Genomic DNA, 12,033 nt, shown 5'->3' on the forward strand with positions numbered 1-12,033 from the left:
TTTTACTATGAATTCTATTCTTAAAACCTTTTTCTATCTAGCCTTCTGATTAATTTGATATTTGCTAATAATAGAAAATACAAAAAAGGATAAATGAAAGCTGAATACCATAATTCCCATTTTTTATAATTAAAAAAAGATGTATAAGTAACAGCAAACCATTCCCATGCAATAGCATAAACACACCAGATAAAGATATATAAACATTTCTTTAGAGTCGAAGAATGAAATGGATAGTAATTTAAAAAGACAATGTTTGTCAGTATATATAATGGAATGACTGTTATAGGAGTCCAAATATCTCCACCAGTGTCGTAATAGTCATAAAAATTAAATGTCATTCCAAGTAGATAATCTGTAATGATAGAAAGATATAGTGCAAAAAGGCTCGAAACATATATCTCTAACTTAGTTAGATTCATCGTTTTTTTGTAACTCAGAATTAAAATATAACCGAATATAGTTAATAATGGGTACCAAGCGCTTAAATGATAATGGTTTAATTGAATCGCTTCTCTAACAGCTTCTGACATTTCTTACATCCCTCAAAATCTTTTTGTTTATTGAGACCTATTGCCATTATTCACATTAAGAAGTCCGTCTATTCAATATACGTTCAGGATATGAGATGAGATGATTAATGACCAAAACCACATTTGCTTTTAAAACCTACTTCTCTTACCTAATACTTTTCTATTTCCTGCTTAAAATATTTTACAAATGAACATACCTCACTCGTTTTCACTTTCGTTAATACAAAAGTTGATGATGTAGGAAGACTAATTTTTTCTGATTTAATTTCTATTAACTTTTGTGACTTAATCTCCTCCTTCACCATTGTCAAAGGTAAGTAGGATACCCCAAGTCCCTCCTCAATCAATCGTTTTGTAATTTCTATTTGATTTACCTTCATTGTTTTAATATGAGGGAAATTTCTTTTTAGATCATGAACAAGTTGATCCCAATACTCAGGGTGGTTATGTGTAATAACTCTGTATTTCTCAAACAATTGTTGCTCATTAGTCTCCTTAAAACTTTCCGAGTTCCATGGTCCCACTAACATAACAGGCTCTTTATGTACTTCTTCACAATTCAAATTACCTTGTATTGGTTGTATTTTCGTTAACCCTAGACTTGCTCTACCTTCATTAACTTCTAAACCTATTTCATAGGAATTCAAAATATTTAATAACACTTCTATATCTGGGTGGATTTCCATAAATCTTCTTAAAATGACTGGAAGTACAGATGCTGCTATTTGTGGGGATGTTGCAATCACTAATTTTCTTTTATATCCTTGTTTCCATAAATCGAAATCGCTTAAACCTTGTTCATATTTCGATACAATTTCCTTAGCGTGCGGAAGAAAATGATATCCCGCAGAGGTAAGTGTAATTTTCTTTCCAATTCTTTCAAACAGCTTAATATCTAAGTAATCCTCAAGTTTCTTTATATGCTTTGTTATAGCTGGCTGAGTTAAAAATAATTGTTCAGATGTTTTACGGAAATTTTCATATTTCGCTGCAATAATAAAGGTTCTTAACCATTTAATCTCCATATTTACCACTCTCTAATAACAGAACGTTATTGATTTTAATTAATTTTGTTAATTCCTATTATATTTAACATCAATTATACTAAATTTAACAAATATATACAGTTTTAATTCAGGCTCTATTTTGTTGATTTCACCTACAGACATTCACTTTTATGGGAGACTTAGTCAAGCTACTTTGGGATCTCCCTTTACAAGCAATCCATCAGAAGACTTACTTGCTTAAGATCAACATTTATTTAACCAGCCTTAAATTAAAACAAAGGAGAGAAAATCAATATGACAAAAATCCAAATATCCAATGATACATGGAACGCTCTTTTGTATGATGGCAACCATTCATTTGTTTCTAAGTTCGGCAATGATTTAGTTGATTTATTAGATCCAAAAGAAGGTGAAAAAATTCTTGATTTAGGCTGTGGCACAGGAGATCTAGCGAAGAGCTTATCTGATAAACGAGTAAAAGTTATTGGTGTTGATAAATCGGAGAATATGATTAAACAAGCCAAATTAAAATACCCTAAGATAGAGTTTAATGTTTGCGATGCAACAGAATTAACCTATTATGAAGAGTTTGACGCCGTTTTTTCAAATGCAACACTCCACTGGATAAAAACACCTAAAATCGCACTAGAATGTATTTTTAATAGTTTAAAACAAAACGGAAGATTTATTGCGGAATTTGGCGGTAAAGGAAATATTAAAATAATTGCTGATGAAATTATTAAGACAATGAAGGAATTTGGATACGAGTTTAACATGGAAATATTCCCTTGGTATTTCCCGAGTATTGGTGAATATACTTCTTTAATGGAACAAATTGGGTTTAGAGTTACCTTTTCACACCACTTTGATAGGCCCACACCATTAGAAGGTGAAAATGGTATAAAAAATTGGATTAATATGTTCGCTAGTCAAATGTTTACTGGTATTACTCCTGAAATGAAAGACTTAATGATATCTAAAGTGCAATTAAACTTAAAAGAACAATTATATAAGGAGGATAAGTGGTTAGCTGATTATAAAAGAATTCGTGTGATTGGAATGAAGAATTAAAACATTTCGTTTAAACTTAAACTTCATGCTATCGATAACAAGCTTTAGTTTCCTTTAGCAAACACTATCTACTACAAATCTTATAAAAAGAGTCTTGGTCGTTATCACCAAGACTCGACAAAACTATAAACATGTAGACTACCCATATTAAATTTCTTTGTATTGAACCTGATTTCGGCCATTATTCTTTGCTATATACAAAGCATCATCTGCTCTATTTACTATTGTTTCAGCTGTATCTGTACTATGGACTACAGCAACACCGAAACTAGATGTGACTTGATCTACTCCTGGGAAATCGTGAGTTTCAATTGCCTTTCTCAACAGTTCAGCAAAATCAATCGTTTCTTGTTTATTTCTTTTAAATGACAAAATTATAAACTCTTCTCCACCCCAACGTCCAAAATAATCACTTTCTTTAAGCATACTTTTCACTAGTAAAGTTACCTCAACTAAAGCTTTATCTCCAATAAGGTGTCCGTGCTCATCATTTATTCTTTTAAAATGATCTAAATCAAAAAATATAATAGAAAACTGTTGGTCCTTTTTCAATGCTCTTTCTAACCATAGGTAAACCATCCGTCTATTTGCAATAGATGTAAGAGAATCCTCATAAGCTATCTTTTCTAGCATCTCAGCTTTTGTGAAAGCGCTAATAATATGGCGTGAAAAAAATAGAAATATAAAATAAACGAAATTTGACAGAAAATAATGAACAAGTGATTCACGAGCATAATAAGGAATATCAATCCAATAATACAATCCTATTGCTAAGGTTAAACACCAAAGTGCAAAAGAATAGACTACGCTACTCCTACTTTTAAGAGTAACAAAGACAAATGCAAATACAAGTGGTGTCCAATAGGTAGCACTACCAGTAGAAATACTTTGTCCAACAACCATGTCGTTGTAGACAATATCAAAGAACTTAAGTAGATGTAACACACTTATTAAAAGCACATTAAAGTATTCTACATAATGAAACCATTTTCTCATGTAGATTAAAAACCATGAAATACTATAAACAACCAAAAGTGATGGTACAGCAAAATTGTTAAAGTTATGTGTATCATCACTATAGAATATACTTATCGCTAATGCAGTAATGATAACAGGCAAAATCAATACATATAATTTACGCTTCATTTCTTCGAATTTGGTTAATTGATTGACCATTTGTTTCATCTCCTAATTAAAAAAACTAATCATATTGACTAATTTTTATCTCAATCGGTAACTGGCTAGCTTATTCTTATAAAAGAACTTAGCCCCTCTAGTTTTGCGTACTCACCTTTCAATGAGATTGCCTTTAACAACTTTATTAGGTTTTTTACTCATTTAATTATCTATTATATGCATTAGGTCTATTATCCTATTAATTGAGAATTAATACAAGTAACACAACACGATTATTTTCCCCTCTATATACTAGAGTTCATCAAAAAGATAAGGGTTTGATTATACGCTTGATGAGTTGATTCACAATGATATTTGTTACTATACGGATCACTAAATCCATGCTCTCCTTTTAGCTGCATTGTTGTTATATCTTTTTCAATTAAACTTTCAATTAAATTCTCAACGGTAAAAGAACTCTCTATCTCAGGATAAAATAATAGAACAGGACATTTTGGCAAAATATGTAGATGATCTCTAATTCTAGAGCCATAATATCCAACAACACCGTCAATATGTTTTTCTTCACTACACATCCAAGCTACTGTTGCGCCAACACTAAACCCTAATAAAAACATTTTTTCGTACTTATTTCTATTAGTAATAACTATTTGTTGAATTTGTTCAACAGCTTGTTCATACCCAACGCAATCTCTAAAATAGGTGTATGCATCATGTTCTTGTTTATAATCAAAAGTTTTTTCTGTTTTCAATAAATTTGGACAAATAATATCAAAATTTTGTTTAGATAACTTGCTACATATGTACCTCATATGATCATTTATACCATAAATTTCATGAATAATAATAATTGCTGTTGTAGCTGTTTCATTACATATTGTTATCATTCTATCGTCCTTTAAAAATATTGTTTAATTAATTCCAACCTTGTGACTTCTTCTTTCTAATAAAATGACATCTCTCCATTTATCATCTAACTTAGCAATCTTCTCACGTTTTCCTACTTCTCGAAAACCGTATTTCTTATGTATGTATAAACTAGAGTAGTTTTCTTTGAAAATACTCGATTGTAGCATCCAAAATCCACTACCTTCACTTTGTTCAATTAATGACTGCAAAAGTAGGCTTCCAATACCCTTTCCTTTCCACCTTTGACTAACGTAAAGACTTACTTCCGCAACTCCAGAATACACTGATCTTGATGATACTGGACTTAAAGCGGCCCATCCTAAAATAACATGATCTTCTTGAGCAACAAATCTACAATTAACAATATGTTCTAAATCCCACTGTTCCCAAGAGGGAGCGTGTTTCTGAAAGGTGGCATTTTTTGTAGCAATTCCTTCTATATAAATATTCCTAACATAATCCCAATCCTTAGAACACATTTGTCTAATAACTATTTCATTACTCATAACAGCTCACTCACTTCTTAATACTTCCTAACATATTGAATAAAATAATTAAAAAATAAAAACTTTAAGAAAGCAGGATAAACGATGTTAATAAAACCAGTGAGAAGGATAATTTAACCTTCTTATAATGACTCTATTAAATTCATATATATGTTCAATATCCTATAAATTACAAATATGTATTAAACTAATTATTTTAATTAATAAGATACTTCTACTAGATGAAGACCATTTCCTCACTACTCCACATGCGTTATGTCCTTCATCGCCGTTTTAATGACCTTCTAATGGTGCTAATTCACTTTCAATGCCCCATTTATGATTAACAATATCAATATTTTAATTATGACACCTATCAACTCATAACTCTATTTAGTTATTTAATTATTGACGAGGAGAAAATAACATCACGGAAACACCAATAAGACAAATACTAGCCCCAACCCAATCATATAAATCTGGTGTTTTGCGATCAACACCCCATCCCCATAAAACAGATAAAATAATAAAAACCCCACCATAAGCAGCATAAACTCTACCGAATGATGGGAAAGTTTGAAATGTGGCAACAATTCCATATAAAGCTAGTAATATTGCTCCACCAATCCCCAAATAATACGGTTTCCCCTCTCTTAACCATAACCAAATAAGATAACCTCCACCGATCTCGGCTATCCCTGCTAACAAAAACATGATCATTGTATATAAATTTTAAATCACATCCTCTTTTTTAAAACTATTTTTCACAATCTAAACCAACATAATTAAATTAACCTAGTTCTATACTATCTATTAAACCTTCAATCAAGTTTTCTTCACTAAAAACTTCTATTCCATTTCTCATTAATAAAGCTGTTGTTACACCATTTCCTACAATTCTTTGATTTTTAAATTCACCATTGTAAATCATCGAACTTCCACAAGAGGGACTATACTCTTTAAGTATGACCATTGTTGCTTTAACTTCTATTGCTTTTTCAAGAGTTAAATAAGCTCCTTTTATATAAAGATCAGTAACATCACTACCTGAATCATCAATCACTTTAGCATTTCCATCGAGAACATCATACCCATTACCACCTAATATTTCAGCAGGCTGTCTTGGCGTTGAAAAACCCCCTAATAATTCAGGGCAAACCGCTGTCGCTTTGTTTTCATCAAGTAATTGTTTCACCGTTTTATTTAAACTATGTGAACCATTATATCGAACTTCGTAACCTGCTAAACAGGAGCTTACTAAAATCATATGTTTCACCTGCTATTCCGAAATTAGTGTTATTTATAAATCTACTATTTTAGTAAGAAACTTTCGATTGATACATAAAAACTTAAAACACTAACACCAACCATTATCACTCCAAGCGCTTTACGTTTTCTTCTGAATTCTTCGATTCCCATTACGGTCATCAATAACCCTATTAAAAACATCAAAATTGGAGTTAACGCAAAGTAACTATTTAGCAAACTGTATCCTGCTAAGATAACAATAATGATTGATAATAGCTTTCTTAGAAAAATCATATTCAAATAATTTCACCTAATTTCTAAAGTGTTTTTCAGCAACTTTCTCATAAAATTCCCTAATACTAACCAAACATAGCAGCCATCCAAAAGCTCTTATAAATAAAACCGGTGAAATAATATGAATAAATGAGAGAGTAATCATTGATACACCAACAAGCAAATAATGATGAACGGCATGAATGGAATAAGATTTTTGGTGTACATGCCAGGAACGAAAATATCCTTGTAAATATCCAATTATCACTTGAAGTAAAAGAGTCAAGTATGAAAGAGCATCTGAAATTTCGTTAGAGTATCCTACTATAAGATAAACAATTGCCATACCAAAATAAATAAGGTAAAGGTGATGTTTTTCTTTATCTTTTTTCTTTTGAAATACACTATAACCCCATGCTGCAGAAAAGGAAAATACGGCAAATAACAAAGCAAATAAGGTGAAGGTTAAAGAAGCTTCTTTTAACCAAATAATATAATATGGAAAGATCACTACCTGCCCAACTGTTACAAAAAGTGGAAGATATTTTTCAGATTTATTCATCTTACTTTCCCTCTTGAGGTAAGATAATTTTCATAAAAAACATTTTGAAATACTTCATTAGGATCTCTTCTTCTCTTTTCTATTCGGAAACTCTTTAATTCAGGATATGACTTATTAAATTGTTCCTTTGACTGATAAGGATAATAAGGAAGATAATATGTTCCACTGTGCTCAAGAGTTAAATCTGTCCATTTTTTTATAATTTCTTTAGCACGATCCATGCTTTTTTTCTTTACCCCATGCTGAATTAATACAACTAAGCCTAACATATCTTCACGAGCATAATTTAAGCTAGTTTTGTTGTCTTTCATCACATAGCGAACAGTAATATTATGAATTTTGAAATCCTCATTTTTATCGTTTGAAGGAAGTAATTTCTTCAAACTAGTCATATATTCGTCGAAATTTTCAACAGGAATAAAAAACTCTTGTAATACTTCAACAGAATCTGTTTTCGTATATTCCATAAATGTTGATTCTGAACGCATAGCATTATTTCGTGTGATTTTCTTCCCATCAAGTGATTGAATATAATGTTTTTGGCTTGACCAAAAAAGATCCTCTAATAATCCACCTTGCCTTCCAACATCAAGAGCTAGCTTACTAAGCCTAATAGCTTGATCTTTCTTTAGCGGAGTTTTATTGTCTGTTTTCCCTGTCTCGTTGTAGTCAATAACATACATTTCATCTAAGAAGCTTTTAGGAGCAACACTGATTCTTGCATAATGCATGGCTGTCTTTTCACTGTCTAAAATGTTTCTAAAATAACTCTCATATTCATCGGATTTTAAACTCTTTGTTTGAATGGTATAGACATTATTATCAGTAAGTTCTACTGTTACATCTAAAATAACTCCGAATAATCCATACCCACCTAAAACATATTTCATCCATTCTTCTTGATCATTTCGGTTGAGTTTTATTATTTCACCAGTAGGTGTTAAAAGTGTCATTTCCTTTACAGTGCTTGCCATCGATCCAAAGTGAATGTCTCTTCCATGAGCATTAACAGATAAAGAGCCGCCAATTGTAAATATGGATTGTGATTGAGTTACTTTTAGTGCTAACCCGTAAGGAATGATTGCCTCTTGCACATCCTCCCAAGTTGCTCCACTTTCAACGCGTACTGTTTTGTTTTTTTCATCTACCTCTAGCACTTTATTAAATGTTTTCATATCTATGACAATACCATCTTTGTAGTAGGTGTGACCTCCTTGTGAATGTTGGAGGCCAGCAATAGAAATTTTCTTACCTGTTGCGTTAGCTTCCTTTACAATTTCTTGTATTTCATTACGATTTTTCGTTTGTACAACACGATGTATCTTTTCAGGAAGAAGTCCTGTATAGTCTGTTGTTAAATTGCTTTGTGAAAGGCCATATTTCCTCTTCTCAATTGGAATATTCAAAAAAACAACTGCTGTAAAAAGCAAAACGAGCATTCCTAAAAACCATGGATTTTGTGCAATTTTTGTTAGTAGCGGCATATATTCTCCTAAGTTTCCTATAGTTAATTCACCTCTAAATTTTACACTAATTTGGTTTTTTTTGCCTATCTATTTAATAAATTGGCTCTGTTAAACTTTGTTGTTGATTTCCGTTACAGGCATTCGCTTTCCTGGGAAAAAATGCAGTTCGTTTTTTCCCAGGGAAGAATAATGAAAAATCCCAACTGCCGGCTTTTTCAAAGAACAATTCTTCCTAGGTCCGGGAGCCTCCTCGTAAGCTGCGCGCCTGTGGGGTCTCCCTTTGACACGCTTCTCTAAGCAGGAGTCTCATATATTCACCTCCAATCAACAAAGTGCTAAAAATCAACATTAAGCTTTAACATAGCTAATAAATTAGACAACAAAAAAAGATCATAACCAGTGGCTATGATCTAAAAACTTTATCTCAAGTCTGACATACATGTTTTGGTACACAAAATGAAGAGACCTTCTTATAGATTTTTTTACTCCATATTCATCCAAATACTTTTCACTTCTGTGTAATTTTCTAATGCATAGCTACCCATTTCGCGACCAATACCTGATTGTTTGTATCCGCCGAAAGGACTTGCTGCATCAAATACATTATAACAATTTACCCATACTGTACCTGCTTGTATACGATGTGCAATATTATGAGCTTTTTTGAGATCTTGTGTCCATACTCCTGCAGCTAATCCATAGGTAGAATCGTTCGCTTTATCAACAAGATCATCTAAATCATCAAATGGCATGGCTGCTACTACAGGTCCGAAAATCTCTTCTTTTGCTATCGTCATAGAATTATTAACATCTGCAAAAATAGTAGGAGAAACGAAGTATCCTTGATCATAAGGAATAGTTCCACCAGCTAACACTTCTGCACCTTCTTCAATTCCTTTATCAATATATCCTTTAACTCTGGTTTGCTGCTGTGCAGAAATTAAAGGACCCATTGTTGTTGCTTCAACTAAACCATTACCTTGTGAAATTTCTTTTGTTAAAGAAACAAGATCTGCTACTACATTATCATATTGTTTTTTCTGCACGTATAAACGACTACCAGCACAGCAAACTTGACCTTGATTAAACATAATTCCCATTAATGAACCTGGAACCGCTTTCGAAAGATCCGCATCTGGAAGAATAATATTAGGTGATTTTCCACCTAATTCAAGAGTCACTCGTTTTAATGATTCACTTGCTTGTTTCATGATTGCTTTTCCTACAGCAGTAGAACCAGTAAATGCAATTTTATCTACTAATGGATGGTTTACAAGCGGTGATCCTGCTGTTTGACCAAAACCAGGCACAATATTTACAACACCTTTTGGGAAACCAGCTTCATTGATTAATTTTCCTAAGTATAAAGCGGAAAGTGGTGTTTGCTCTGCTGGTTTTAAGACAATTGTACAGCCTGAAGCTAGTGCAGCACCAAGCTTCCAAGCAGCCATTAACAGTGGGAAGTTCCAAGGAATAATTTGCCCAACAACACCTACTGCTTCATGGCGGGTATAGTTAAAGAAGTTTCCTTGAACAGGAATGGTTTGTCCAACGATCTTTGTTGCCCATCCAGCGAAATAACGGAAATGCTCAATCGCTAATGGAATATCTGCATTTGACGTTTCACGATATGGTTTTCCATTATCTAATGTTTCAAGCTGTGCAAGCTCTACTTTATGCTCTTCTATTAAATCTGCTAGTTTATAAATAAGTCGGCTTCTTTCAGCAGTTCCCATCTTTGACCATGGTCCATTATCAAATGCTTCTCTAGCTGCTTTAACCGCTAAATCTATATCCCCTTCACCAGCTTCTGCTACTGATGCAAGTTTTTCCCCTGTTGCGGGATTTAATGTATCAAAAGTTTTACCTGTAAGAGAAGCAACAAATTCTCCATTAATAAATAATTTTTTCTCTTCTTTTAAAAACTCTACTAATCTAGGACTTAAATCAATTTGCTTAGCTGTTACATTTTGCATACGCTTACACTCCCTAACATAATTAATTGATTTACATCTATTACAGACAAGAAGATTTTTCATGGAGTTAGCTAATAGAACTAAAATAGGAGTAATAAACTACTATTTTAGTTCGTAAATCTATTTTTAGTATATTTCTTTTAAGACATTGTTAGAACTACACGTCCATTAATTTGTCCTTTTTCCATACGATTGAAAACATCATTTATAGAATCAAGAGGTTGTGTTTCAATATTTGTTCTAACTAGCCCTCTTGCTGCAAAATCAATCGCTTCTTGTAAATCTTTTCGTGTACCTACGATCGACCCTTTTACCGTCACACCATTTAAAACTGTATCAAAAATAGGAATCGGTAATTCATCATTAGGTAAACCTACAACAACTAGAGTACCGCCTCTTTTTACGGAACCGTACGCTTGTTCAAATGCTTTTTTCGTGACAGCAACACTTACAGCTGCTTGTACTCCACCAACTTTATCTTTAATTTCTTGTACAGGATCTACATTAAATCCATTAATTGTTAGATCTGCACCTAACTCACTAGCTAATTGTAGTTTATCATCTTGAATATCAACAGCAATAACATTGAATCCCATAGCTTTTGCATATTGAAGTGCAACATGGCCTAGACCACCAATTCCATAAATTGCTACCCAATCGCCTGGTTTTGCATCAGAGATTTTTAATGCTTTGTATGTTGTGACTCCCGCACAAAAAATTGGAGAAACTTCAGCAAAATCAAGATGATCAGGAATTTTCACGACATATTGAGCTGGTGCTTTACAATAATCTGCGTATGCGCCATCAATTGAATAACCTGAATTCAATTGATCTGGACATAATGTTTCACGACCTGTTAAACAATATTCACACTCACCACATGCGGAATAAAGCCAAGGAATACCTACACGATCACCTACTTTAAGAGATGTAACGCCTTCAGCAATTTCCTCAATGATTCCAACACCTTCATGACCTGGTATAAGTGGAAGTTTAGGTTTAACAGGCCAATCACCATGTGCTGCATGTAAATCTGTATGACACACACCACAAGCTTTAATTTTTACTAAGATTTCCCCGTACCCTAATGTTGGAACTGGTACATCCTTTATTTCTAATTTTTGATTAAATTCATTAACAACTGCTGCTTTCATCATTTTAGTCATTTTAAAATCTCCCCCTCATAATGGTATACATTAAATATCTAGCAATAATCGTGCCAACTTTAAAAACGCTTTCATTTCACGAAATTCATAAATAATCTCATAAAAGAGCCAAAAAAACGGCATGAATTTGCCGATATTCTGCTTAAATGACCAAAAATATGTAAGTCTGAATTTTTTTGATTTTTCCATAAATAAAAGAA

Annotated in this window: 13 protein-coding genes and 1 riboswitch; of the genes, 1 reads left to right on the top strand and 12 read right to left on the bottom strand. The window is 32.6% G+C overall.

Annotated features, from left to right (window positions below):
• Positions 1-20: 20 nt before the first annotated feature.
• Complete coding sequence (locus FS935_RS02030; protein ID WP_146945853.1) at positions 21-533, bottom strand: CBO0543 family protein; 513 nt, start codon at positions 531-533, stop codon at positions 21-23.
• A 149-nt stretch (positions 534-682) separates the two neighbouring features.
• Positions 683-1,558, bottom strand: coding sequence for a LysR family transcriptional regulator (locus FS935_RS02035; protein ID WP_146945854.1), 876 nt, complete (start codon positions 1,556-1,558; stop codon positions 683-685).
• 276 nt (positions 1,559-1,834) lie between these two features.
• Here FS935_RS02035 and FS935_RS02040 point away from each other — a divergent pair, with 276 nt between their 5' ends.
• The gene (locus FS935_RS02040) at positions 1,835-2,611 is read left to right on the top strand and encodes a class I SAM-dependent methyltransferase (protein WP_146945855.1); all 777 of its coding nucleotides are present in this window, start codon (positions 1,835-1,837) and stop codon (positions 2,609-2,611) included.
• Positions 2,612-2,758: 147 nt separating this feature from the next.
• Here the strand turns inward: FS935_RS02040 and FS935_RS02045 are convergent, their stop codons facing one another.
• From FS935_RS02045 to adhP, 10 genes are all read right to left on the bottom strand, one after another.
• A complete protein-coding gene (locus FS935_RS02045) occupies positions 2,759-3,787 on the bottom strand; it encodes a GGDEF domain-containing protein (RefSeq protein WP_158638505.1) in 1,029 nt (342 codons plus the stop codon).
• A gap of 53 nt (positions 3,788-3,840) precedes the next feature.
• Positions 3,841-3,929, bottom strand: a riboswitch (cyclic di-GMP riboswitch).
• Between the two features lie 103 nt (positions 3,930-4,032).
• Positions 4,033-4,635 carry a dienelactone hydrolase family protein gene (locus FS935_RS02050; RefSeq protein WP_146945857.1) on the bottom strand — a complete coding sequence of 201 codons (603 nt, stop codon included), beginning with the start codon at positions 4,633-4,635 and terminating at the stop codon, positions 4,033-4,035.
• A gap of 24 nt (positions 4,636-4,659) precedes the next feature.
• Positions 4,660-5,163, bottom strand: a complete 504-nt coding sequence (locus tag FS935_RS02055; protein ID WP_146945858.1) for a GNAT family N-acetyltransferase — start codon at positions 5,161-5,163, stop codon at positions 4,660-4,662.
• A gap of 384 nt (positions 5,164-5,547) precedes the next feature.
• Positions 5,548-5,862 carry a YnfA family protein gene (locus FS935_RS02060; RefSeq protein WP_146945859.1) on the bottom strand — a complete coding sequence of 105 codons (315 nt, stop codon included), beginning with the start codon at positions 5,860-5,862 and terminating at the stop codon, positions 5,548-5,550.
• A gap of 70 nt (positions 5,863-5,932) precedes the next feature.
• The gene (locus FS935_RS02065) at positions 5,933-6,409 is read right to left on the bottom strand and encodes a 2-thiouracil desulfurase family protein (RefSeq protein WP_146945860.1); all 477 of its coding nucleotides are present in this window, start codon (positions 6,407-6,409) and stop codon (positions 5,933-5,935) included.
• A gap of 44 nt (positions 6,410-6,453) precedes the next feature.
• Positions 6,454-6,684: a DUF3953 domain-containing protein gene (locus FS935_RS23815; protein WP_240050810.1), complete on the bottom strand. Its 231-nt coding sequence runs from the start codon at positions 6,682-6,684 to the stop codon at positions 6,454-6,456.
• 16 nt (positions 6,685-6,700) lie between these two features.
• Complete coding sequence (locus FS935_RS02075) at positions 6,701-7,225, bottom strand: hypothetical protein (protein WP_146945861.1); 525 nt, start codon at positions 7,223-7,225, stop codon at positions 6,701-6,703.
• A complete protein-coding gene (locus FS935_RS02080) occupies positions 7,222-8,709 on the bottom strand; it encodes an FAD-binding oxidoreductase (protein WP_146945862.1) in 1,488 nt (495 codons plus the stop codon). Before FS935_RS02080 ends, FS935_RS02075 begins: the two co-directional genes overlap by 4 nt.
• 464 nt (positions 8,710-9,173) lie before the next feature.
• Positions 9,174-10,667: an aldehyde dehydrogenase family protein gene (locus FS935_RS02085; protein ID WP_146945863.1), complete on the bottom strand. Its 1,494-nt coding sequence runs from the start codon at positions 10,665-10,667 to the stop codon at positions 9,174-9,176.
• A 140-nt stretch (positions 10,668-10,807) separates the two neighbouring features.
• Positions 10,808-11,821 carry an alcohol dehydrogenase AdhP gene (adhP, locus tag FS935_RS02090; RefSeq protein WP_146946318.1) on the bottom strand — a complete coding sequence of 338 codons (1,014 nt, stop codon included), beginning with the start codon at positions 11,819-11,821 and terminating at the stop codon, positions 10,808-10,810.
• Positions 11,822-12,033: the final 212 nt, after the last annotated feature.

It is taken from the genome of Metabacillus litoralis, from assembly GCF_007994985.1.
GTDB lineage: Bacteria > Bacillota > Bacilli > Bacillales > Bacillaceae > Metabacillus > Metabacillus litoralis.